The following is a 24,216-nucleotide window of genomic DNA, read 5'->3' as shown; positions in this document are numbered from 1 at the left end:
GGCTCAAGTCCAGTAGGTGGAAAACATGCCCAGGCGCCGTTTAAGCGCGTTGGGCAGGTGGCGTTCAAGGTGGCCCAGGCGATAGCCCAGCAATTTAAAGGCACTGCGCACCACCACTTCGGGGGCGCGGTACAGCGCGTTGGCCTCGCGCAATGCGTGCAGTTCGGCCAGCACATAACGTTTGCCTTCGCCGCCGGCGTCGCCAAACGCCTGGCGAATCCACGGCTCGCGGCCGTAAAACACACCGATGTCGAAGTAGCGGCGAAACTCTTCCAGCAAGCGGTAATCGTGGGAGTGATAAACCTGCGCACTCGCGGCATAGCGCACCTGGTAACCGGCCAGCAGCATGCGCGCGGCCACATAGGCGTCTTCACTGCCAATCACGTCCTGAGGAAAACCGCCCACCGCGCTCAGGGCGCTGCGCCGGTACACCGAAAACGAGTCGGAGCTGAAGCAGGTCTTGATGCCCAGTTGCGCTGCATCGTCCAGGCGCTTGGTGCGGCTGGCCGCCGGGTAATTGAAGTGCCGCGACTGCGCGCCGAGCACGCCGGCACCGGGGTGCGGCAGTTGCCGGCCGTAGGCGACGCCATTGAGCGGCTCCAGTTGCAGCTCGCTGATCAGGTTGGCGAAGGTCTCGGCGCTGGCGGGGATCGCGTCCTGGGTCATGACGATCAAGGCGTCGCCGCCCACCTGCTCGCTGGCCCAGCGCCGGGTACCGCCGTGGTTGAAATCACGGGCGTCAATCACCTCCACGCGCGCGCCAAATTCGCGAAAGCGCGCCACGGTGTCATCGCTCGATGCGCTGTCGACCACCAGCATTTCGTCCGGCTGCAAGGTCTGCAGGCGCAGCGCTGGCAACAGGCGGTCCAGGTGGCTGGCCGCGTTGCGGGTGGGGATGATCAATGACGTACGCATCAGGGCTTCACTTCAACCGGCGCGCGGCCGTAGATGTCGTCATAGCGCACGATGTCGTCTTCACCCAGGTACTCACCGCTCTGCACCTCGATCATCACCAGGTCGATGATGCCGGGGTTGGTCAGGCGGTGCTTGTGCCCGGCGGGAATGTAGGTGGACTCGTTCATGTTGAGCAGGATTTCGCGCTCACCATTGGTGATCATCGCCGCGCCGCTGACCACCACCCAATGCTCGCTGCGGTGATGGTGCATTTGCAGGGACAGCGAACCTTTGGGCTTGACCACGATGCGCTTGATCTTGAACCGCGTGCTTTCTTCCAGCACTGTGTAGGTGCCCCAGGGCCGGGTGACGGTGCGATGCAGGCTGAACGCCGGGTGATTCTGGCGCTTGAGTTCGGCAACGATATAGCGCACGTCCTGGCTGCGATGGGCGTCGGCGATCAGCAGGGCATCGGGGGTATCGACGATGATCAGGTCGCGCACGCCCACCGCACCGAGTACCCGCTTGGGCGAGTCGATGTAGCAGTTATGCACGTCGTGCAGGATCGCCTCGCCATTGATCTGGTTGCCATTGTCGTCACTGGGCGTGAGTTGGCGCAGGGCTTCCCAGGAGCCGATATCGCTCCAGCCAATGTCGCAGGGCACGACCGCAACTTGGGCGGATTTTTCCATCAGCGCTACATCGATGGAGATATCCGGCGCGGTGCCGAAACCTTCCGGGCTCAGCTCGCGCTGGCGGCTGCTGCTGTTTTGCAGGCTCTGGCTGTGCTCCAGCGCAGCCTTGGCCGCCTCTAAAACTGCCGGTGCATGGCTGGCCAATTCTTCCAGCAGGGTGGCGGCCTTGAAGCAGAACATGCCGGCATTCCACAGGTGCTTGCCGCCGTCCAAGTAGCCTTGGGCGGTAGCCTGGTCGGGTTTTTCGACAAAGCGCTGCACCCGAAAACCTGCGCCCAGTGCCGGCCCTTGTTCGATATAGCCAAAGCCGGTTTCTGCTCGGTCAGGCTGGATGCCAAAGGTCACCAGGTAACCGGCCTCGGCCAAGGCGCGGGCTTTTTCCACCGCCTGGGCAAAGGCGCTTTCATCCAGCACCAGGTGATCGGCCGGCATCACCAGCAACTGCGCGTCTGCGCCAAAATGCTCCTGCACATGCAAGGCGGCCACGGCGATGGCGGCGGCGGTGTTGCGGCCAAACGGCTCCAGCAGCAGGTCGAGGCCCAGGCGCTGGGTGTTCACCGCGCGGTAGTCGTCCAGGGTGCGAAACAGCAGGTCGCGGTTGGTCACGGTCAGGATGCTGTCGACGCCCGGCAAGTGACTGGCCCGCAGGAAGGTTTTCTGCAACAGGCTCTGGTCGTCGCGCATGCGCATGAAGGGCTTGGGCATGTTCTGCCGCGAAACCGGCCATAGCCGCGTACCCGAACCACCGGAGATGATGCAGGGAATCAATCCGTTAAGTGGGTTCATCAATAGACTTCCTTGGTGGAAAGAACGGCCGGGACCGTCATGAAAACGATGTAGAGGTCCAGCCATACGGACCATTTGGCGATGTATTCCAGGTCGTATTCGACCCGCTTCTGAATCTTGAACAGCGTGTCGGTCTCGCCGCGGTAACCATTGATCTGCGCCCAACCTGTGATGCCAGGCTTGACCCGATGGCGCGAACTGTATTCGCTGACCGCTTCCTCGAAAGGAATCCCTGCAGCCTTGGTGGCCGTGGCGTGGGGGCGTGGGCCGACCATCGACATATTGCCCAGCAGCACGTTGAACAGTTGGGGCAGCTCATCGATGCTGGTCTTGCGGATGATCCTGCCGACCCGAGTGATGCGCGGGTCCTGGCGCGTGGTCTGGTGCTCGGCGTTGAGGTCGGTCTGCTCGACGTACATCGAGCGGAACTTGAACACGCGGATCAGGTTGTCGTTGTAGCCATAGCGCTTCTGGCGAAACAGTACCGGGCCCTTGGAATCGAGTTTGATCGCGATGGCGGTCACCAGCATCACCGGCGACAGCAGCAACAGGCCGATACTGGCCAGCAGCAGGTCTTCGCAACGCTTGATAAACGGCGACCAGCCTCGCAGCGGCAACTGCGAGGTGTTGAACATCAGGATGCCGCCCACATCGGTGATGCGGTTATGGCCGTAGCGCAGGGCGGCCATGTCCGGCACCAGCATGACGTTCACCGACATCTGCCGCAGGCGCTTGACCAACCCGTTGATGCGCTGCTCGGCGGCCCAGGGCAGGGTGATCATCACCTGGTTGACCTGTTCGGAGCGGATCAGCTTTTCCAGGTCGCGGGTATTGCCCAACAACGGCAAGCGGCTCAACTCCTTGGGAATGCGCTCGGTACGGTCGTCGATAAAACCGATCAGGCCGGAGCGGATGTCACTGTTGCGCGACAGGTGTTCAGCCACATGCACGGCCGTGTCGGTAAAGCCCAGGATCACGGTGCGCTGGAGGAACTTGCCGTTGTCCATCAAATGGCGGTACAGGCGCAGCATCAGTATGCGCTCCACGCCAAACAGCACCAGGCTCGCGGAAAACCAGAACATCAGGTTGCGAGGGCTCAACTGCGGGAACAGGAGCAGGATCTGGTACATGAACAACAGGATGCAAAACGCCGAGACCCAGGCCACCAGCATCACGCGAAAACGCAGGCGATTGCTGAACAGGTCGTCGGAGTAAACCCCCAGGGCCTGGAACAAGATAATGGTCAGGATCGCAAAGAACGCCAGCAGGCCCAGATAGTGAGTGCGCATGTGTTCTGCGACCGGGTCCGGGTAGAACAACAGGATGATCGCCGGCGAGATTGCGGTCAGCCCGTGAAGCAGTTTTACGAAAACGACAAAAAACTCAACGAAACCGGTACGAGTCAAAAACAGGCTATCAACGGACGATTTACCGCGCATACATCAGATCCTCAATACACCACCAGAACGTTCCTATTCGTTTGCTCATCCATAAGGCAGGTATGCATTACAAGTGGTGCAAATCGAACGACTTCTGTTGCTGGGTAATCCGTAATGGCTGTCTAGACGCAGGCATTTACTGGGTGATGGCTAAATAGTGGCTCCTTTGAGGGTTTGTGTCAATGATTTGGCTTTTTGTCCGTTTTCTTCGATGATCCTCTCAAGGTCTCCATGATATGACGGTTTGTTGACGTGGCGGCTGGGTATTTCAGAATAATCGAGAATCGATGATGGCTTTTTGGAGTGTAGGAACAAACCTAGGGATTTGCCTGCCAGCGAAGAAAAGCTTTTGCAGGGGGACGAGGCTTTTTTGTAGGAGCGAGGGGGACGCCTAGTTCTTGCTCGCGAAAGACGTCAACGATAACGCGTGCTTCCTGGGTACACGCGGCGTCTGTGAGTTTTTCGCGAGCAAGCTCGCTCCTACAGGAGGGGGTGCGGTGCTTGCCTTTGAGGCTCAGCGTCAGGTTACGCGGTTCCCCGTTGAGCGCTACCGTCCAGCTGATAGTCGCCCCACACCCTGAGCCTATGTCGGGGCAAGTGGGTGTTGGAGACCGCGTCTTCAGCAATCACTGGGTTCGCTGCGTGAGCAATGTATCCAGCACAATTTTTTGTAGGGTCTGCCAGCGCCGATTAATCTGGGTTTTTCCCAGCGGACGGTTCAACCATGATCAGCCTCGTCACACTCGGTGTTTTTTCCGGCGCTGTGTTGCTATTGCTGCTGTCACCGGGGCCGAACATGGCGTTTGTCATCAGCCAGGGTGTCACCCATGGCTGGCGCGGCGGTGTTGCTTCGGCCCTGGGCATCGGCGTGGCCGACCTGTTGCTGACGGCATTGACCGCCATGGGGGTGACGGCGGTGGTCGCCAGTTGGCCGCCGGCATTCGACCTGATCCGTTATGCGGGCGTGATCTACCTGCTGTGGCTGGTCTTCAAAACCTTGCAAAAACGCCCCAGCCTGGGCGCCGCTCACGTCGGCCGGGTGGCGTTGGGCCGAGTGTTTTTGCAGGCCATGTTCAACAGTTTGCTCAACCCCAAGGCGTTGTTGTTTTTCATGGTGTTCCTGCCACAGTTTGTGCGGCCCGAGGCGGGGCCTATCGCCTTGCAATTGCTGGTGCTGGGCGGCGTGCTGACGCTGATCGCGAGCGTGTTTCATGTGCTGTTGGGCCTGTTTGGCGGGGCGCTCAGTCGCTTTTTCGCCAAGCGCACAAAAAGCGCCTGGCTGCAGAAGTGGGGCTTGGCGGCGGTGCTGATGGCGTTGGCTGTGCGTTTGGCGGTGATGTCGCGTCCTGCCTGAAGCCACGCAGGCTTCTTTGTGGCGGGGGCCCGACAGCCGATGCTCATCTACCGGACACCCCAAAATCCAATTGTGGGAGCTGGCTTGCCTGCGATGGCGGCCTGACAGGCGATGCTTCTCTACCTGACACCCCGCGATCCAACTGTGGGAGCTGGCTTGCCTGCGATGACGGCCTGACAGGCGATGCTTCTCTACCTGACACCCAACGATCCAATTGTGGGAGCTGGCTTGCCTGCGATGGTGGCCTGACAGGCGATGCTTTTCTACCTGACACCCCGCGATCCAAATGTGGGAGCGGGCTTGCTCGCGAAGGCGGCCTGGCAGTCAACACGGGTGGATTGTGTACATATCCATTGCTGCGGTAACGGCCACTTAGGGTTCCGCCCTGACGGCGGCTCACTTTCGAAAAGCGCGAAAGTAAGCAAAGCGCTCTTGCCCCACCACTCGGCACCTCGCTGGGGCTCGGTGTGCCCGTAATCCGCCAGTGATTTGGGGCGCCGCCGCCACGCGCCATCCATGGCGCGGGGCGGCTAAACCGGCATCCCTGCCGGTTTACCCCCCAAATCCCTGTCGAATTCCGGCCAGCGTGGTTTAACGGGGCGCTTAAGATCAAGTTCAAAAGCAGATCAAGATCAAGAGCGACTCGCTTCGCATCGTGGTTACTGTCGGCTACAACCGGACAGCCGTTTAGTACCGAAAGAATCAAAAGAAGTTTCGTACAGCAGCCTAGGACTCACCTTGCGTCCAGGCGCTGAAGCCGGCTTTTTCCCACAACCCTTTAAGGTTGCTGCTAGGAATGGTCATCACTAGTCTTGCCCAGTCGCTGCCAATTCAGCGACCGGACGTGAGAAATCCGAACTACTCCATTGGCGCAAAAGCGCTCACCGTATACAGTGCACGCGCTTTTCGGCTTGCTGTTATGGCGGCTGTGCGCGGGCACGCTTCGGCGTGGCCAAGCTCCTGGGGTCTTGGTTTTCTCACTCCGCGTACAGCTGCCACCTTCAGTTCGTGAGAAAAACTCGGTGGTAGTCCATTACTCTCAGGAACTACACCATGATCAAAGACAGCCCCAATCCTCCTTCAGATTCCAACCTGCTCTTCACCCTCCATCCCAACCTCGACACCGAAACCCTGTTGGTCAATGCCTCTCAGGATCTGGAATCCATCAATGCGATAGCGGCGCACCTGGCCTTTGAGGTTGAGGGTTCGCAGCGCAGTGTGGTGCTGGGGATTTGCCGAATGGTGGAGGGTGTTCAGTTGCTGGTTGATCGGGTAGTAGAGGGAGGCGGCGAGACGCGAGCGCAGTAACGGCGATGCCCGTCAGTTAAGAAGCATTGCTGTACTGTGGCGAGGGAGCAAGCTCCCTCGCCACGGATGAACATTCACCCCAACCGCGCAGCCGCCCGCGCCACAATCTCCCCGCGCACTCTGCGTGACTCTTCCGTGCGCTTGTTAGCCTCCTCCAGCACATGCCGGGGCGCCGTTTCCGGGCGGCCGGAGTCAAACGGTGGGGCTGGCGCGTATTCGATTTGCAGTTGCACCAGTTGCGCTGCCGCTTCGCTGTACAGCTCCGCGGCCAGGGTCAGGGCAAAGTCGATGCCGGCGGTGATCCCGCCGCCGGTAAACAGGTTGCCGTCACGCACTACACGCTCCTGCACGGGGATGGCACCGAGCGGGGCGAGCAGGTCGTGGTAGGCCCAGTGGGTGGTGGCCTTGCGACCGCGCAGTAACCCTGCCGCGCCCAGTACCAATGAACCGGTGCACACCGAGGTCATGTAGCGTGCGGTCTGTGCCTGTGCCTTGAGGAAGTCCAGGGTTTGCGGGTCTTCCATCAACGGGCCCACACCGGCGCCGCCGGGTACGCAGAGCACATCCAGGTTCGGGCAGTCGGCGTAGGTCATGGTCGGCGTGAACACCAGGCCAGTGCTGGAGGTGATCGGCGCGAGGTCTTTCCACACCAGGTGCAGTTTCAAGTCTGGCAGCGAACCGAGGACATCATAGGGGCCGGTAAGGTCCAGTTGCTGGATGCCGGGGAACAATAGAAAGCCGATCTGCAAGGTCATGATTCAAGCTCCGAAAGGAATGGACGTCCTTACTGTAGAAGCCTAGGCTTTGGCGAATACGCCATTGAACCCACTAATCTCGCCAATCATGCCAAAAATTATTCATGTACTCGCGTTTGAGAATGTCCAGGTGCTCGATGTGACCGGGCCTCTACAGGTGTTCGCATCGGCTAACGATCTGGCGCGCCAGCGTGGTTTGTCATTGCCCTATGCGGTCAACGTCATTGCTACTCAGGCTGGGCCGGTGATGACGTCGGCCGGCCTGGCGCTGCTGGCCGAGGCGTTGCCCGCCATTGAGCAGCCCTGCGACACCCTGGTGATCGCCGGTGGTTGGGGCGTGTACGGTGTTGCCGAGGACCCGGCGCTGGTGCAATGGGTGCGCGATAAATCCCGGCACACACGGCGCATGGCTTCGGTGTGCACCGGAGCTTTTCTGCTGGCGGCCAGTGGCTTGCTCGATGGTTGCCGCGTGGCCACGCACTGGACACGCTGTGAAGAACTGGCGCGCAAGTTCCCCGCACTCACGGTGGAGGCCAATCCGATTTTCATCCAGCAAGGCGCAATGTGGACGTCTGCCGGTGTGACCGCTGGGATCGACCTGTGTCTGGCTTTGGTAGAGGAGGACCTGGGGCGTGCGATTGCCCTGGAAGTGGCGCGCCACTTGGTGGTGTTCCTCAAGCGCCCTGGCGGTCAGTCGCAATTCAGCGTGACGTTATCCCTGCAAAAGAGCGACAGCCGCTTTGCCGAGCTGCATGCCTGGATCGCCGATAACCTGACGCTGGAGTTGAGCATCGCCACCCTGGCGGCCCAGGCTGGCATGAGCGAGCGCAGCTTTGTGCGTCACTACCGCACCGAGACCGGCCAAACCCCGGCGCGGGCCGTGGAACTGATTCGCGTCGAAAACGCACGCCGGCAACTGGCAGACAGCACAACCTCCATCAAACGTATCGCCATGCAATGCGGTTTTGGCTGTGAAGAGACCTTGCGCCGCAGCTTTCTAAGGGCTTTGTCGGTGACGCCTCAGGCGTATCGGGAGCGTTTTTCACCGCTCCAGTAGTTCCTGCAGTGCTTCAAGCGTGACCTGGGGCGCTTCCTGGAAAACATTATGCCCAACACCGGGCAACACCTGGCGGCGATAAAAGCCGCTGAAGTGCTCCACATCGTCATCCACAAGCGGCGGCGGGCCCACACCGTCGTCGGCCCCGCACAACGAAATACTCGGCACTGATATCGGCGGTTGTGGCACCAGCGCCTGCTCGATGTATTCCAGCGCGGGATCACCTGGCGCATACATGAAGCGATGGCGATAGGAATGAATCACCACCTCGACAAAATCCGGGTTATCAAACGACGGCGCAGTCAGCGCGTAGCGGCTTGGCCCTTCAGCCCAGGACGGCGACCACAGCGTCCAGAGCAATTGGCAGAGTTCACGCCGGTTGGCCGTCAAGCCATCGACCCCGCGCTGGGTGTGAAAGTAGTACTGATACCAGAGCCGGTGCTCTGTCTCAGGTGCCCTGGGTTTGAGCGACTGGCTGATGGCCTGAATGTTGTAGCCATCGCCGGTCACCAGGCCGCGTACCCGCTGCGGCCACAGTGCCGCGACAATACAGGCGGCGCGCCCACCCCAGTCGAAGCCTACGAGGGTGGCTTGCGGGATCGACAAGGCATCCATGAAGTCGAGCAAGTCCTTGGCCAGCGCCGCCTGTTGGCCGGAGCGCATCACTTGCGTGTTGATAAACCGTGTCGGGCCATAGCCGCGTAAGTACGGGACCAATACCCGATAACCACGTTCAGCCAGCACCGGCGCGATGTCGTCGTAACCCCGAGGATCGTAGGGGAAGCCATGCAACAGGATCACCGGTTCGCCCTCGACGGGGCCGTGGGTTTCGTAAGCCACATCAAGCAGGGTGGTGCGCACATACAGCAATGCGGGTGGGGTGGTCACGGTTGCCATACGGTCTTCTCCCCGCTGAGCTTGCGGTCCAGGAATGTTGCCGCGCTGATCAACGCCAAATGGCTCAAGGCCTGGGGCGTGTTGCCCAGGTGCCGGGCCTGGCTGTCGAACTCTTCGGCGTACAACCCCAGCGGGTTGGCGTAACGCAGCAACTGTTCGAACTCCAGGTGGGCTTTTTCCACTTGCCCGGCGCGCGCCAGGCATTCGACATACCAGAACGAGCAGGCGGCAAACGCGCCTTCGACGCCTTGCAGCCCATCGATCTGGCTGTCGTCATTGCGATAGCGGTAGACCATGCCGTCGCGCACCAGGCTTTTCTGGATCGCTTCCAGTGTCGACAGCCAGCGCGGGTCCGTGGCGGCGACAAAGCGCACCAGTGGCATCAACAGCATGGAACCGTCGAGGGCGGTGCTGCCGATATGCTGCACAAAATGCCCGCGTTCTTCGTTCCAGAAGTTCGTCCAGATGTCGGCGTAGATCGCCTGGCGTGTCTGGTCCCAGCGTGCGAACGGCGCTGGTAGTGAACGTTTGGAGGCCAGGCGGATGGCGCGGTCCAGGGCCACCCAGCACATCAGGCGTGAGTGCAGGAAGTGATGCTGCTCACCGCGCATTTCCCAGATGCCTACGTCTTTGTGGTTCCAGATCTCACACACCTGGTCGACCACTTCCACCGTGTGTTTCCAACCTTGGTGGGAGATGGCTTCGCCGTATTTGTTCACCAGGTAAACCGCGTCCATCAGTTCGCCATAGATATCCAGCTGGATCTGATCGAACGCCTCATTGCCCACCCGCACCGGTTGGGCGCCGCCGTGGCCGCTCAAGTGGTCGAGGGTGGTTTCCGGCAGTTCCTGGCGGCCGTCGATGCCGTACAGGATGTTGATCTTGGTCGGCTGGCCGCAGCAGTCGCTGACCCGGCCCCTGAGCCAGCGCATGTAGGCGTTGGCCTCCTCGACGAAACCCAGGCGCATAAACGCATAGACGGTGAACGAGGCATCGCGGATCCAGGTATAGCGGTAGTCCCAGTTGCGTTCGCCGCCGGGCGTTTCCGGCAGCCCGAACGTGGCCGCGGCAATGATGGCGCCGTGTTTGCGCGAGGTCAGCAGTTTCAGCGCGAGGGCCGAGCGGTTGACCATCTCGCGCCAACGCCCGCGGTAGTTGGACTGGCTGATCCAACCGCGCCAGAACTTCAAGGTGCGCTCCAGGTAGAGGTCGGTACAGTCGTTGGTGACGCGCGCATCGTCCTGGCCGCCGAGGACAAATTCGGCACCTTCATCCTGGGCGAGGGTAAAGGTGGCGAGGGCGGTGTTGTCTTGAAGAGTCAGCGGCTGGCTGCCGATCAGGCGCAGGCCGGGCTGGCCGCTGGCGGTGAACACCACGCTGGCAGCCTCGGCCTTCGCCTCGGTGGCGGCCCTGGCATAGTCATGGCGCACGGCGCAGCTCAGGTGGATAGTCGACTTGCCACTGACCACCCGTACCCGCCTGATCAGCAACGGCAGTTCGTCGACGTTTTCGCTGACGTTCAGCAGGTCGGTGATCTCCACCACCGCTTCATCACTCAGCCAGCGGGTCTGCAGCACGTTGGTATCGGGCAGGTAGATCTGCTCGCGGCGGGCGTTGGGCAGGTCCGGGGTAAGTTGGAACGTGCCGGCCTCGGGCGTGTCGAGCAATGCGCAAAACACCGATGGGCTGTCGAATTCCGGCCAGCAGAAGAAGTCGATGCTGCCGCGGTCATTCACCAGTGCCGCGCTGCGCATGTCGCCGATAATCCCGTGGGCACCAATGGCGCTTTGAGGTTCGTTCTTGAAATCAACCATTGCCACGGAACTCCGGGTAGAGGCTCATACCGCCATCAATGAACAAGGTGCTGCCAACCACATAATCAGAAGCATCGCTGGCCAGCCACACCACGGCATTAGCCACGTCTTCGACGTCACCGACACGACCATAAGGAATCAATTTAAGCAGCTCTTGTTCTGCCGCGCCTTCGGTGGCCGCACGGTTGATCGCCGTACGAATGGCCCCCGGTGCGATGCCGTTGATACGGATGCGTTGCTCGCTGACTTCCTGGGCGAGCGTGCGCATCAGCATCTCCACGCCGCCCTTGGACGCCGCGTAATTCACATGCCCGGCCCAGGGGATGATTTGATGCACCGAACTCATATGGATGATTTTGCCGGCGGCCCGTGACACACCTTCGCGAATACCTTGTCGATTGAAGATACGCACCGCCGCCCGCGCGCACAGGAATTGCCCGGTGAGGTTGACGCCAATCACCGTGTTCCAATCCTCAAGGCTCATATCCACCAGGTTGGCGTCTTTTTGCAGGCCGGAATTGGCCACCAGAATATCCAGATGGCCGAAGGCGTCGAGGGTTTGCGCGAACAGGCGTTCGACATCGGCTTCCTTGGACACATCGCCGCCAATCGCCAGCGCCTGGCCGCCGTTGGCATTGATCTGCGCGGCGAGGGCCTCAGCCGGTGCCGCCTGGGAGTTGTAGTTAAGCACCACCGCCGCGCCTGCTGCGGCCAGGGCTTTGGCCGCACCCGCGCCAATGCCGGAACTGGCCCCGGTGACCAGGGCCACTTGTTGCTGCAAGGAAATCTGCATCGCCCACCCACCGTTTTATGAGAGTCCTTCTTGCTGACTGGCGGCGGGGAGCGGAAGTTCACCCCCAGGCGTTTACGCCCAGCGCGAGTAAACGCGCGACTTATCGTATGATGCTGAAAACAAAGGGCAATACAGGAAGCGATGGAATGCATGCGTGGGCCGATACCCGATTGATCAAACTGTTAGTCAGCGGCGTCTTGGCCGTTTTATCACTGACTCAGACAGCCCTGTGCCTCGCCGATAACAGCAATGGTAAAACGCTGTATCTACAGCGCTGTGCTGTGTGCCATGGGCCCGATATCAAAGGCACGGGGCCATTGGCTAAAAAAAGTAATCCGCCAACCCCCGACCTGACAACCGCCGCCTTCAAGAAACGACTCCATGATTATCCGGGCGTTATCGTCTCCTCGGTCATCCTTCGCCCCAATGGCAACCTGATCCCCAAGACGCTGCAGGACAATGGCGTAAAGATCGCGCCGCATGCCTGGAGCGTTAAAGACTTTCGCGATTTGCATCAATACATGAGTGAGGTCATTTCAAACAAATAGTGGGGGCGATCAGCAGCAATTGCTCCGCTTAATAGGAAGCATTACTATTCACGGCCCGCCTTCCCAGTGCTCCCGTGATGACTCCTCAGCCGCCCCGCAGAACAGGCTTTTTCGAGCACTACGAAGAGTTGATCGGCACCTGGACGCGCCGCCTGAGAAACCGTCAGCAGGCCGAAGACCTGGCGCACGACACCTTCGTGAGGGTGCTTGAGTCCGCTGCCTGCGAGGTGGCGCAGCCGCGCGCCTACCTGCATCAAACCGCGCGCAATATTGCGGTGGACGCCTACCGCCGCGAAGACCGTCGCGAGGCGTTGACGTTGCAGGCGCTTGATCACAGCACGCCCCATAGCGGCGACCCGGAGCATTACATGCACGCCATCCAGTTGGCCGACGCCATAGAGCGGGCGCTGGCAGAGTTGCCGCTCAACTGTCGCAGGGTTTTTATCTGGCAGAAGATCGAAGGGCTCACCCAACAGGAAATCGCTACACGCCTGGGGCTGTCTAAAAACATGGTGGAAAAGTATATGATCCGCACCCTGCGGCATCTGCGTGATCGTCTGGATGCGAGCGCGCCATGACCGGCTTTGAAACAGGATCTTCCACGATGGATAACCGTGTCCGTGATGAGGCCGCGCAGTGGTTTGTACGCCTGCAAGACGGCCCATTGAGTGCCCAGGAACGTCAACGTTTCGATGCCTGGCGTGGGGCGCATCCCGCGCATCAGTACGAAATCGATGTGCTGCAAGGGCTATGGAACGCTACGGATTTACTGCCCAAGGCCCGCTTGCAGGCGCTGGGCGAAGCGCCGGTCGAGCGCCCCGGTCGGCGTGCGCTGATACGTTATGCCGTGGCCGCCAGTGTGGTCGCCGTCGCCGTGGGCTTGAGTGTATTCAGCGTGTTTGAGCCAAAGCCCTACAATGCCGAATTCAGTACGCAAGTGGGCGAGCATCGCCAAGTGACTTTGCCCGACGGTTCAGTGATGGACCTCAACAGCCGCAGCGTGGTCGCAGTTCACTACGCAAAGGGCCGGCGAGGCGTGGAGCTCAAACAGGGCGAGGCGATGTTCAACGTTCAGCATGACGCCGGCCGCCCGTTTGTAGTCGCCGCCGGGGCAGGGCGGGTGACCGTCACCGGCACGCGCTTTGATGTGCGCCTGGATGCGGACCAGACCCGCGTGGCGGTCGAAGCCGGCACGGTCAAGGTGCAGGGCCAGGCGTCCGATCACATCGTCACGCTCACCGCCGGGCGTGGCACCCATGTCGATCCCCAAGGCCAAGTGGCAGCGGCTTACGCAGTGAACCCTGAAGAACTGACCGCGTGGCGCAGCGGTAAACTGGTGTTCAACAACGCCACCCTGAGTGAGGTGGCGCGGGAAGTGTCGCGCTACCGCGAGCAACCGCTGCGTGTCAGTACGGCAGCGGTGGGCAACCTGCGCCTGACCAGCGTTTTCAAATCCAACGACACCGACGCCTTGCTCAAGGCCTTGCCCCACATCCTGCCGGTCGCCTTGCGCACCTTGTCGGACGGTAGCCAGGAAATTATTTCACGCTGACATTCAGGTTTTTTTCGAGTTCTTCGTCTTCTTCTGCAACTGCAACTGGTTTGCATTAACGGCCGCGCATGCTTGCGATCACAGGACTAGGTTCGACGTGAAAAAACTTGCCCTCCACAACAATAAAATCTCCCGCTGGGCGCCCTTGGCCCTGGCCGTTGCCATCAGTACCGCACAGGCTGCCGAGGGCATCCACATTCGCGCCCAATCCCTGGGCGCAGCCTTGAGCCAATTGGGCCAACAGACCTCGCTGCAAGTGTTCTTCAGCCCCGATATGGTTGCCGGCAAGCAAGCCCCTGCGGTGGATGGCAAGCTCTCGCCCGAACAAGCCCTGCGCCAATTACTGCAAGGCAGTGGCCTGGATTACCAGATTGACGCCGGCTCCGTGACCTTGCGCCCTGTGAGCAACGGCACCGGTGAAGCCGGCTCGCCGCTGGTGCTGGGTGTGACCGATATCAAGGTGGTAGGCGACTGGCTTGCCGACGCCGATGCCGAAGTGGTGCAGAACCATCCCGGCGCGCGCACGGTCATTCGCCGCGAGGCCATGGTGGAGCAGGGCGCGATGAACGTCGGTGATGTGTTGCGCCGCGTGCCTGGCGTGCAAGTGCAGGAATCCAACGGCACCGGTGGCAGTGATATTTCCCTCAACGTCGGTGTACGCGGGCTGACGTCGCGCCTGTCGCCGCGCTCCACCGTGCTGATTGACGGCGTACCGGCGGCGTTTGCTCCCTACGGCCAGCCACAACTGTCGATGGCGCCGATTTCTGCCGGTAACCTGGAAAGTATCGACGTTGTCCGTGGCGCGGGTTCGGTGCGTTATGGGCCACAGAATGTCGGCGGTGTGATCAACTTCGTAACCCGTGCGATCCCGCAAGACTTCTCCGGGGAAGTCGGCACCACCCTGCAAACCTCCGCCCATGGTGGCTGGAAACATGTGGAGAACGCCTTTATCGGCGGCACGGCCGACAACGGTATCGGCGCCGCGCTGCTGTACTCCGGGGTCAACGGCAACGGTTACCGCAACAGCAACAACGGCAACGACATCGATGACGTGATCTTCAAGACCCACTGGGCGCCGACCGATCAAGACGATTTCTCGCTGAACTTCCATTATTACGATGCCAGCGCCGATATGCCCGGCGGCCTGACCCAGCAGCAGTTCGACGCCAACCCGTACCAATCGTTACGCGACTGGGACAACTTCAGCGGGCGCCGCAAGGACGTGTCCTTCAAGTACATCCGCCAGATCGACGACCGTACCCAGGCCGAAGTGCTGACTTACTATTCCGACAGCTTCCGTGGCAGCACCATTGCCAACCGCGACCTCAAGACCCTCAGCTCCTACCCGCGCACCTACTACACCTTCGGCATCGAGCCGCGTGTGTCCCATGTGTTCGACCTGGGGCCCAGCACCCAGGAAGTCAGCGTGGGTTATCGCTACCTCAAAGAAGGCATGCACGAGGAGGCCAGCAGCCTGAACCTGGTCAACAACGTGCCGACGCCGGGCGGGCAGAGCGACGGCCACGTATACCAGGACCGCACGGGGGGGACCGAAGCCAACGCCTTCTATATCGATAACAAAATCGATATCGGCAAATGGACCATCACCCCCGGTATTCGCTTCGAAGACATCCGCACCGAATGGCATGATCGTCCGGTCGTGGCCCTGAATGGCAAGCGTACCGAGGAAAAGCGCCGCGAAGTCCACAACAACGAACCGCTGCCGGCCCTGAGCGTGATGTACCACGTGTCTGACGCGTGGAAACTGTTCGCCAACTACGAAACCTCATTCGGCAGCCTGCAGTATTTCCAATTGGGCCAGGGCGGTACCGGCGACCAGACGGCCAACGGCCTGAACCCGGAAAAGGCCAAGACCTACGAGGTCGGTACGCGCTACAACGACAGCGTCTGGGGTGGCGAAGTGACGCTGTTCTACATCGACTTCTCGGATGAACTGCAATACGTCAGCAATGACGTGGGCTGGACCAACCTCGGCGCCACCAAGCACAGCGGCATCGAAGCATCGGCCCATTACGACCTGGCCAACCTCGACCCGCGCCTCGACGGTCTGACCGCCAACGCGGGCTTTACCTACACCAAGGCCACCTCCGAAGGTGATGTGCCGTTCAAGGGCCGCGACCTGCCACTGTATTCCCGCCAAGTGGCGACCCTGGGCCTGCGCTACGACGTCAACCACTGGACCCACAACCTGGACGTCTATGCCCAGTCCGGCCAACGTGCGCCAGGCACCGGTACCACCTATATCACCCAAGGCACTGCGGATGGCCAATACGGTGATATCCCAGGATATGTCTCGGTCAACGTGCGCAGTGGCTATGACTTTGGCGCGCAACTGTCGAACCTGAAGCTGGGGGTGGGTGTGAAAAACGTCTTCGACCAGCAGCATTACACGCGCTCCAGCGACAACAATGCCGGGTTGTACCTGGGTGAGCCTCGCACGTTTTTCGTACAGGCGAGCGTGGGGTTCTGATCTGTTGTTGGTAGGAAAGATCGCAACCCCAGGGTTGCGATTTTTTTTGCCTGGGTCAGGCGCTCTGCTCACTCATAACCGGCAGGCCACCCTCCGTTTCCTACGTCGCCCCCGCACAGATTATTGCTGGCTCAGGAACTGATTCCGACGCAAAACCACACATGGGAAAGCTGGTGGGCTTCGACATTACGTTGGAGCGACAAGCTGAAAATCGCCCACTGTCATGGAGAAACGTATGTCGGTATCGATGTCGGATGCACCCGTCTCTGCGTCATCAACGCCTGACCTCTCACCGGCCAATGCCAAGGCCGAGATCAAAAATACCCGCCAGGCGCCTGCTACGCCTTCCTTCAATGGTCAGCAGGCTGCCCATGTGAATTTTCAAACCGGGGACAACAAGGCCGGGCCTGTATTCAGTCATCACCAGGCGCCAACCACCGCGGCAGATGTGCTTGGGCATCACCACAACCCGCCGGCCATGCAGAACTTCCTGAGCCAACTCAAGCACTGGATCAGCCACTGGTTCTCTGGGCATCGGCCACCCATGCATCCTGGTTGTGGGCATCCGCCGCCACGGCCGAACCCAGGTTGCAGCAACCCGCCACCCAGGCCGAACCCTAGTGAGTGCAACCCACCACCACGACCGGATCCCACCGCATGTCGGCCGTATCCGCCCGCCCCCGGCAGGCCAGACGCGCAGTACTCTCTCAAGAGTCGAGAAGAGTTGGCGCAGCAGTTGCGTGACAGCTTCAATGCCTTCAGAGACCCGAAGAACCCTGGCTCTATCAGCGTTGACAGCATTCTTGCGATGGCAAAAAGAGGGTGGTCGCCCAGCTCGGGCATGAACGAGAACATTCGCCTGGCCAATGAGTTGCTACGGCGTCCGGAACTGATGGCCGCGCTGGATCGGCACGGTTCCACGGGCGCTTTGGATGGCCTGATCGACCGGCACAGCCTGAATGCGGTGATCCAAGGGGAAAACTACTTCAAGTACAAGACTGACAAAGAGCTGGCCGGTGAACTGCTTGAGCATTTTGACGAGTTGAAGGACGGTAGCGGGGGCTCAAGCCTTAAAATCTGCGACTTGAAAAAGTGGGCATGCAAGCCGCTTACCGGCGACGCGGCCAAGGATCACCTGATCCAGTTGGCCCAGGAAATGCTCAAGCGCAGTGACGTGCTTGAGCGGATGGATAACCGCGCCAGTAAAGATGACGATGGGAAGATCAGCCGTACAGGCCTGTACCTGTTGTCCCGCTGAGCCTTCTTCAGGCGTCGCCTCTCGGAGGCGGCGCCAGTCCTATATGTTTCAAGGAACGAATCACGCCCATTTGCCACATAAGTGGTACCTGCGGTTGCGACTCGCGCCGTCGCTTTTCAGATTCTGAATGAGGGAAAAATATGCCTTCAACCTCGTTTAATTCTCGCCCAACCGGGCCCATCGAACTCCTGCGCAATACCCAACGTGAAAGTCTGCCAGTCTCCCAGGACCGCGCACCCTCGTGCAGTTTCCCTTTTGCGTCGACGGAATATGAGGCACAGGCGCGGCGCATGAAAGCTTATGCCGGCCAGCTTAAATTCCAAGCGCCTGTGTCGGACGATTTTTCCCGAGGCATGCTGGCAGACCCACAGGTTAAGGGGCAGGGTACTGATTCGTTGGACGACACCGGCTTGATCAACTGCCTGACCAGTTGGTGGCGCAGGCGCAAGCTGGGCTAACCGTGGCTGAGCACGGTTTACATATTGTCATGGGTATTTATCGTCCACTCGGAACTGTCGAGTTCATCCAACCACACATGAGGTGCCTGCCTGAGTGGAGTCCAGTCGTTGATTTTGCCCATCAAGGTAACGTCAACCCAGCGGATATGCATCTGAACAGAGTTGGAGAAAACCCATGACAATCGAGGGTGTACTACCTTCCCGGCCTCTCCCCCCCGACAGGCCGGCCTTACAACCAACCAAGCCACCACCGGCCACCGCTGAAACCTGGCATGAAAGCTCTTCCACGTCCCCGCTGGAAGGCCCGCGCAAGGCCCGTCTTTTTCGTGCACCCTTGTCTGCTCTGCGTCATCGAGACTTGCAGAACTTATCCATTGAGCGGTCCAGTGGTGCCCTGCCGAGTGCAACGTCAACGGATAGCCAGTTGGCTAAAGCGCTGGAAAAATCCTTCGCCTTGCTGCACTCGTTCCTGAGTGATGGGCGACTGACCTGGCTGTCCTTGCAGCGGATCGCCGCTCATCCTATGGGGGAAAGCGAGGCGTTGGATGACGTGATTCAGGTCGTGAGGGAAATGCTCAAGCGCCCGCGCTTGAGTGATGCGGTTTTCAGCCGGGACGGCGATATCACGCGCGATAGCCTCAATACGGCTGCCCAGGCTTTGCCGGGGAACAGCTCGGCGAATGTGTTCAGTCAAGACCCGTTTCATGCGCAAGGCAATGCGCAGGTGGTGGAGGCACTGCAAAGCCAGTTTGCGCTGTTGAGAGACGAGGCCATGGATCGAACCTACCTGTTTGAACAGCATCAGTACGTTGAAATCGCCAGGCTCAAGGAGGTCATGCAGGACCCGTACGAGGTTGATCAACAGGGCGCGCCCGTGCTGGATACGTCCACGGGCATGCCCCAGCCCAAATACAGCGAACTCTGCGTCTACACCGCCAAGAACATTATTGAACGCCCAGGCTTGTTGCCCTCATTGGAGCGTGCAAATGTCACACGACTATTTGGTCCACCTCACAAAGAGGGGTGGCTGAGCAACAAAAGCCTCGAACGGTGGCATGAGCAGGACGCCGCTCGCAAGGCACGCTGAAAAGCGAGCTATACCTTGAGGATTTTGCCACTGATGGCCACTGCCGCCAGCAATACCGCGATCAGGATGAAGGCAGTACTCAAGCTGCTGCCATGGGCGATAAAGCCAATCATGGCGGGGCCGGCGAGAATGCCGGCATAACCCAGTGTGGTGATGGCTGGCACCGCAATATGTTCCGGCATCACTGTTTGCTTACCCACGGCGGTATATAGCACCGGCACGATATTCGAACACCCGGCACCCACCAGTGCATACCCGAGCAGCGCCGTTTCCCACGCTGGCAATAGGGTTGCGAGGAGCAAGCCGGCACAGGCCAGCGCGCCACCGATCACAATCACCCGTGTGGGCCCCAGGCGTCGAACAATGGCATCGCCGGTCAGGCGTCCAGCGGTCATGGTCAAGGCAAATGCCGCGTAGCCCATGCCGGCGTAAGCCTCATCCAGGCCGCGCTCGGCGCTCAAAAACACAGCACTCCAATCCAGTACGGCGCCTTCAGCCAAAAAGACGATGAAACACAGGCAACCGATAAACAACACCACCCCATGGGGCACTGCAAATGCCGGCCCCGAGCTTTCACTGCCATAAGGCAACAAGTGCGGTGCAGCCTTGAACAGCGCTGCCAGCGTGATAACCACCACCACCAGGGTTGCCTGCAATGGTGACAGCCCCAGGCCCAGTAACCCCGCAACGCCCGCTGCGCCGACAATGCCCCCCAGGCTGAACAAGCCATGGAAGCCCGACATCATGGTTTTGCCACTGGCGCGCTCAACGATCACCGCTTGCAGGTTGACGGTGGAGTCCACGGTGCCCAGGCCTGCGCCAAACAGGAATAGCCCGGCAATCAACAACGGGATCGAACTGACGGTGGCCAGCATCGGCAGGGCCAGGCAGATCATCAGTGTCCCTGCGGTCAGTACGCGTCGGCAACCGTAACGCGAGGCCAGCGCACCCGCTGCCGGCATTGCGATGATCGACCCCACTCCCAGGCACAACAACAGCAGGCCAAGGGTGCCTTCATTCAGGTCCGCACGCGCCTTGGCGTACGGCACCAACGGCGCCCAGGCGGCGATACCAAAACCTGCGATAAAAAAAGCGATGCGGGTCGACATCTGTTCCAGCCGCCCAGGAACCACGGGGGCAGGGGTGGAAATGGCAGTCATGAAAAATCCTTGGTTTGGCGTTCAACGAACGATGTCCGGCGCGACATCCTTGCACATCAGGCCCTCTCGAGCGAGCCGGGTTCCCTTGGTGTTACGGGGTACGAGGCAAATTTTTTTACAAACACGGAACGCTTTGACCACCGGTGACCACGTAGAAATGATCGAGCCTGTAGGAGGTGAGCTGGAAGGTGTGTAATCCCTGTGGGAGTGGCTGAACCCCAGGTTTCTTGCGGCGGATTACCACCTTCCAGCTCACTTTCCACAGACTTGGCGTTGTAATACGCCGCAGTCCCGCTAGGTAGAGACGCGGGGGCGATATCAGTGGGGAGGCTTGACGCCCCGCGATCCTAATGTGGGAGCTGGCTTGCCTGCGATGACGGCCTGCCAGCCGATGCTGATCTACCTGACACCCCACTCTCAAACTGTGGGAGCGGGCTTGCTCGCGAAGGTGGCCTAGCAGTCAACACAGTTGGATTGTGTGCATATCCATTGCTGCGGTAACGGCTACTTAGGGTTCCGCCTGACGGCGGGTCACTTTGGAAAAGAGCCCCAAAGTAACCAAAGGGCTCTTGCCCCACCACTCGGCACCTCGCCTAGGCTCGGTGTGCCCGTAATCCGCCAGTGATTTGGGGGGCCGCCGCCACGCGCCATCCATGGCGCGGGGCGGCTAAACCGGCATCCCTGCCGGTTTACCCCCCAAATCTCTGTCGAATTCCGGCCAGCGTGGTTTGACGGGGCGCTTAAGATCAAGATCAAAAGCAGATCAAGAGCGACTCGCTTCGCATCGTGGTTAGGCATGGTCAGGAGCCGACACTCGTAGCGGGACAGGGCGACTAAAAAGCGGAAACGACTTCAGCATTAAATAAGTGTCAGCCGTTTCCTTAAAGTTTAGTTACACAGAGACAAGCTGTAGTCAGAATTTTCTTCATGCTGTAAGAAGATTTTTTTTGGCTGTATATATTCTGTAAAAGACACTTCCATCTTCGCTGTACGAAACTTCTGTTTTATTCAAAAGGGACCGAAAAGTGCCTGGGGTCGCTAAGCTTAAGCGTGTTCAGGTGCTTTTTTTCGCAATCCGAATGGGTATTGGGGCGAGAGAGAGTCGTTCAAGAGAAAGTTGATGGCGGGTAACAAAGGATGGTTAACGGGTTTGTTTCGTCGCGTTTCAAGTTAGTCCTTGCAAGCATAAATACAGAACTTCAGGTAGTGGCGTTCAAAGGCAGCGAAGCCCTCGATCAGCCTTACTTTATACAGGTGCAGTTAGTCAGCGAAGATCCTTCCCTTGACCTGGAGGCGTTGCTCCATCAACCCGTCTATCTGGCTTTCGGCGAAGCAGACCAGGGCTTGCATGGGCAAGTCTACGCCATCGGTCGGGATGATCCCGGTACGCGGCTCACCCTTTATCACCTGACGCTCGCCCCACGCCTGGCATCCCTTGCCCATCGTTGCGACCAGCGGGTTTTCCAGCAGCGCAGCGTACCGCAGATCATTGCCGCGGTCCTCGAACACCACGGTATCTTTGCCGACGCCTACGCGTTTGAGTTGGGGCCGGTGGTGTATCCGCCGCGCACGTTTTGCGTGCAGTACAGGGAGTCCGACCTGCATTTCATCCAGCGGCTGTGTGAGGAGGAGGGTATTCACTACCACTTTCGCCACAGCGCGGAGAATCATCTGCTGGTGTTTGGCGATGACCAGACGGTATTTCGCCGGTTGCCGGTGCAGCGTTATTGTCCCTCGGCTGATCCATCGCTTGGGGCCCCGGTTGTCCAGCGTTTCGACCGGCGCCTAATAACGCGCAGCCGGCGCACAGTACGTCGTGATTATGACTTTGAGCACCCTTCGTTTCGCCTGCATGCCCAGGCCGGTAGCGGGCCGGCGGATCCTTTGGAGGACTATGGCTATCCTGCCGGCTTTAATGGCCATGCACGCGGTGCACAACTGGCGCGACGTAGCCTGGAACGTCACCAGCGTGATCGCCATCGGGTACTGGGCAAGAGCGATCAACCGGCATTGTGCAGTGGTCACTTTCTTGAGCTGTGTGATCACCCGGACCCAGCCTGCAACGACTTATGGCTGTTGACTTCGGTGCGTCATGAGGGTTACCAGCCGCAGGTGTTGGAGGAGTCGATCGTTGATGCCAATGGGTTCCAAGGCTATCGCAACCGGTTCACCGCAACTCCCTGGCGCGCAGTGCATCGACCTGCCCTCAAGCACCCCAAGCCAACGATCAGTGGCAGCCAGACCGCGACGGTAACCGGGCCTGCCGGCGAGGACGTGCACTGCGATGCCTATGGTCGTGTGAAGGTGTGCTTTCACTGGGATCGCGCGGAAAAGGGCGACGAGACCAGCAGTTGTTGGCTGCGCGTGGCGTCCGGTTGGGCGGGTGATGGGTTTGGCGCCATGGTCATTCCACGGGTGGGCATGGAAGTGCTGGTGAGCTTTCTGGAGGGAGACCCGGACCAACCCCTTGTCACCGGTTGCCTGCCCAATGCATCGCACTTGCCGGCGTACCCTTTGCCGCAGCACAAGACACGCAGCGTTCTGCGCAGCCGCAGTTCGCCGAGCGGCGGGGGCGCCAATGAGTTGTACCTTGAAGACCGACGCGGCGAAGAGCTCATTTACCTGCGCGCCCAGCGTGACCTGGAGCAACGGGTGGGGCATGACAGTCGCCTGGAGGTAGAGGGCGATAGCCTGACTCGCGTTGGCCAAAGCCTGGTGATCGAAGCCGGGCAGCAGGTTCATCTCAAGGCCGGTGGCAGCCTGGTGATAGAGGCTGGTGCACAATTGAGCTTGAAGGCGGGCGGCGAACACCTGGTGATGCAAGCCGGCAGTATTTTCAGCAGCCGGCCCATCACCCTGGGCGGTTCGCCGTCTGCAGGCCGTTCGGTGAGCCCGTCATTGGTTGCCGGCGCGCAAATCTCTGCAGCGCAAGGCGTCATCATGGATCTGGCCAAGCAACTGGGCGCGGACTTTTGCCCGCTGTGCGAACGCTGCCGCGAAGGCCTGTGCAATATCGCGGGGAGGGCGGCCTGATGGACAATTTGCCCCATCGCTGGATGGCCCAACAACAGCAGAGCGGACACCAACTGTGCCTGATGCTGGAGGGTAATCACGAGGCTCGCCAACCCCTGCTGGCAGATCGCGCCCCGTCGCACTATTGCAGCCTCTACAGCGAGACCGATGCGGCGGAGTTGGCGAATTCAGGCCCGCTCATACTGTTACTGGAGCAGATGAATGAGCCTGCACTGGCTGACCTGCTGCTACACCCCGAGTCGAACTGGGGTTGGCTCGCCAGCCTGCCGGCCAGCGACTTGGCGGGTATGGCGCGTCATTGGCGTGAGCGATTACTCCTGGGGCCAGTAGGCCAGCAGGCGCTTTATCGCTTTCACGACAACCGCACCCTGGCCCGCGCCTTGGCCCATCTGGCCGAGGAACACTGGCCGGTCTACCTCGGGCCAATGATCAGCGTGTGCTATTGGCATGAAGGCCGTTGGTGCCATCACGAAAACCCTGCACCGGGCGACTACCCGGCGCCTGAGCCCCCGCCGTGGCTCGACACACCCAACCCTCAGGCCGACGCCATCCTGCACGCCAATATCCTGCGCTACCTGCTGGCGGAGCACAGCGAAGACCTGGCGGCATTGGTCGAATTCCAAGACCCCAGGATTTGGCTGGCCCAGGTACTGAAGCAAGCGCGCACCTGGCAATGGCGGGAGCCGGAGCAGCTCGAATTTCTGGTGGTACGCCGGTTGGCAGAGGCGACCGGCAGCAGTGTTGCTCATTGGCAGCCGAGGGCAGGCGAGGCGCCAGAAGAGCATTTTGAACGAGTGGCGGCACAGTGGCGCAGGGAGGTGGGGAGTGGTGAATAGA

At 60.2% G+C, this 24,216-nt stretch carries 20 protein-coding genes; 12 read left to right on the top strand and 8 right to left on the bottom strand.

What is annotated here, in order from left to right:
* Nucleotides 1-3: 3 nt before the first annotated feature.
* Genes PSH76_RS17120 through PSH76_RS17110 form a run of 3 tightly spaced genes read right to left on the bottom strand, consistent with a single transcriptional unit; the run spans nt 4 to nt 3,814 of the window.
* On the bottom strand, nt 4-915 hold the full coding sequence (locus PSH76_RS17120) for a glycosyltransferase family 2 protein (protein WP_278917833.1): 912 nt from the start codon (nt 913-915) through the stop codon (nt 4-6).
* The gene (locus PSH76_RS17115; protein WP_032892521.1) at nt 915-2,375 is read right to left on the bottom strand and encodes a mannose-1-phosphate guanylyltransferase/mannose-6-phosphate isomerase; all 1,461 of its coding nucleotides are present in this window, start codon (nt 2,373-2,375) and stop codon (nt 915-917) included. The genes PSH76_RS17120 and PSH76_RS17115 overlap by 1 nt, the downstream gene beginning before the upstream one ends.
* Nucleotides 2,375-3,814 (bottom strand): undecaprenyl-phosphate glucose phosphotransferase, encoded by a 1,440-nt coding sequence (locus PSH76_RS17110; RefSeq protein WP_032892520.1) that lies wholly within the window; start codon nt 3,812-3,814, stop codon nt 2,375-2,377. Before PSH76_RS17110 ends, PSH76_RS17115 begins: the two co-directional genes overlap by 1 nt.
* Nucleotides 3,815-4,538: 724 nt before the next feature.
* Here PSH76_RS17110 and PSH76_RS17105 point away from each other — a divergent pair.
* Nucleotides 4,539-5,168 (top strand): LysE family translocator, encoded by a 630-nt coding sequence (locus PSH76_RS17105; RefSeq protein WP_305492646.1) that lies wholly within the window; start codon nt 4,539-4,541, stop codon nt 5,166-5,168.
* Nucleotides 5,169-6,221: 1,053 nt separating this feature from the next.
* Nucleotides 6,222-6,476, top strand: coding sequence for a DUF6124 family protein (locus PSH76_RS17100; protein WP_098952109.1), 255 nt, complete (start codon nt 6,222-6,224; stop codon nt 6,474-6,476).
* 74 nt (nt 6,477-6,550) lie between these two features.
* Here PSH76_RS17100 and inhA read toward each other — a convergent pair whose 3' ends face one another.
* The gene (gene inhA / locus PSH76_RS17095) at nt 6,551-7,231 is read right to left on the bottom strand and encodes an isonitrile hydratase (RefSeq protein ID WP_305492645.1); all 681 of its coding nucleotides are present in this window, start codon (nt 7,229-7,231) and stop codon (nt 6,551-6,553) included.
* An 88-nt stretch (nt 7,232-7,319) separates the two neighbouring features.
* Here inhA and PSH76_RS17090 point away from each other — a divergent pair, with 88 nt between their 5' ends.
* A complete protein-coding gene (locus PSH76_RS17090; RefSeq protein ID WP_305492644.1) occupies nt 7,320-8,288 on the top strand; it encodes a GlxA family transcriptional regulator in 969 nt (322 codons plus the stop codon).
* Here PSH76_RS17090 and PSH76_RS17085 read toward each other — a convergent pair.
* From PSH76_RS17085 to PSH76_RS17075, 3 genes are read right to left on the bottom strand one after another with little or no spacing between them, the layout of a single operon-like run.
* Nucleotides 8,274-9,185: an alpha/beta fold hydrolase gene (locus PSH76_RS17085; protein ID WP_305492643.1), complete on the bottom strand. Its 912-nt coding sequence runs from the start codon at nt 9,183-9,185 to the stop codon at nt 8,274-8,276. The genes PSH76_RS17090 and PSH76_RS17085 overlap by 15 nt on opposite strands.
* On the bottom strand, nt 9,173-10,999 hold the full coding sequence (locus PSH76_RS17080; protein ID WP_305492642.1) for a glycoside hydrolase family 15 protein: 1,827 nt from the start codon (nt 10,997-10,999) through the stop codon (nt 9,173-9,175). Before PSH76_RS17080 ends, PSH76_RS17085 begins: the two co-directional genes overlap by 13 nt.
* Nucleotides 10,992-11,792 (bottom strand): glucose 1-dehydrogenase, encoded by an 801-nt coding sequence (locus PSH76_RS17075; RefSeq protein ID WP_278918427.1) that lies wholly within the window; start codon nt 11,790-11,792, stop codon nt 10,992-10,994. The genes PSH76_RS17080 and PSH76_RS17075 overlap by 8 nt, the downstream gene beginning before the upstream one ends.
* Before the next feature lie 146 nt (nt 11,793-11,938).
* Between PSH76_RS17075 and PSH76_RS17070 the strand changes: the two genes are divergently transcribed.
* The 7 genes from PSH76_RS17070 (at nt 11,939) to PSH76_RS17040 (ending at nt 19,186) form a co-directional block, all read left to right on the top strand.
* Nucleotides 11,939-12,340 (top strand): cytochrome c, encoded by a 402-nt coding sequence (locus tag PSH76_RS17070; RefSeq protein ID WP_098952100.1) that lies wholly within the window; start codon nt 11,939-11,941, stop codon nt 12,338-12,340.
* Between the two features lie 77 nt (nt 12,341-12,417).
* The gene (locus PSH76_RS17065; protein WP_098952098.1) at nt 12,418-12,918 is read left to right on the top strand and encodes a sigma-70 family RNA polymerase sigma factor; all 501 of its coding nucleotides are present in this window, start codon (nt 12,418-12,420) and stop codon (nt 12,916-12,918) included.
* Nucleotides 12,919-12,944: 26 nt separating this feature from the next.
* A complete protein-coding gene (locus PSH76_RS17060) occupies nt 12,945-13,892 on the top strand; it encodes a FecR family protein (protein ID WP_305492641.1) in 948 nt (315 codons plus the stop codon).
* A gap of 97 nt (nt 13,893-13,989) precedes the next feature.
* Nucleotides 13,990-16,383 carry a TonB-dependent receptor gene (locus PSH76_RS17055; RefSeq protein ID WP_098952094.1) on the top strand — a complete coding sequence of 798 codons (2,394 nt, stop codon included), beginning with the start codon at nt 13,990-13,992 and terminating at the stop codon, nt 16,381-16,383.
* Between the two features lie 235 nt (nt 16,384-16,618).
* Complete coding sequence (locus tag PSH76_RS17050) at nt 16,619-17,641, top strand: type III secretion effector protein (protein ID WP_305492640.1); 1,023 nt, start codon at nt 16,619-16,621, stop codon at nt 17,639-17,641.
* 290 nt (nt 17,642-17,931) lie between these two features.
* A complete protein-coding gene (locus PSH76_RS17045; RefSeq protein ID WP_084570923.1) occupies nt 17,932-18,099 on the top strand; it encodes a type III secretion effector protein in 168 nt (55 codons plus the stop codon).
* Nucleotides 18,100-18,523: 424 nt separating this feature from the next.
* Entirely contained in the window at nt 18,524-19,186 is a 663-nt protein-coding gene (locus PSH76_RS17040; RefSeq protein WP_238344574.1) for a type III secretion effector protein, read from the top strand.
* An 8-nt stretch (nt 19,187-19,194) separates the two neighbouring features.
* Here the strand turns inward: PSH76_RS17040 and PSH76_RS17035 are convergent, their stop codons facing one another.
* Nucleotides 19,195-20,346, bottom strand: a complete 1,152-nt coding sequence (locus tag PSH76_RS17035) for an MFS transporter (RefSeq protein WP_305492639.1) — start codon at nt 20,344-20,346, stop codon at nt 19,195-19,197.
* Nucleotides 20,347-21,483: 1,137 nt separating this feature from the next.
* Here PSH76_RS17035 and PSH76_RS17030 point away from each other — a divergent pair.
* Nucleotides 21,484-23,379 (top strand): type VI secretion system tip protein VgrG, encoded by a 1,896-nt coding sequence (locus PSH76_RS17030; protein WP_305492638.1) that lies wholly within the window; start codon nt 21,484-21,486, stop codon nt 23,377-23,379.
* Entirely contained in the window at nt 23,379-24,215 is an 837-nt protein-coding gene (locus tag PSH76_RS17025) for a DUF4123 domain-containing protein (protein WP_305492637.1), read from the top strand. The genes PSH76_RS17030 and PSH76_RS17025 overlap by 1 nt, the downstream gene beginning before the upstream one ends.
* Nucleotide 24,216 lies beyond the last annotated feature (1 nt).

The organism is Pseudomonas sp. FP215, assembly GCF_030687795.1.
In the GTDB taxonomy this organism is placed as follows: domain Bacteria; phylum Pseudomonadota; class Gammaproteobacteria; order Pseudomonadales; family Pseudomonadaceae; genus Aquipseudomonas; species Aquipseudomonas salmasensis.
The sequence above is the reverse complement of the archived record's forward strand: the minus strand, read 5'-3'. Positions and strand labels throughout refer to the sequence as shown.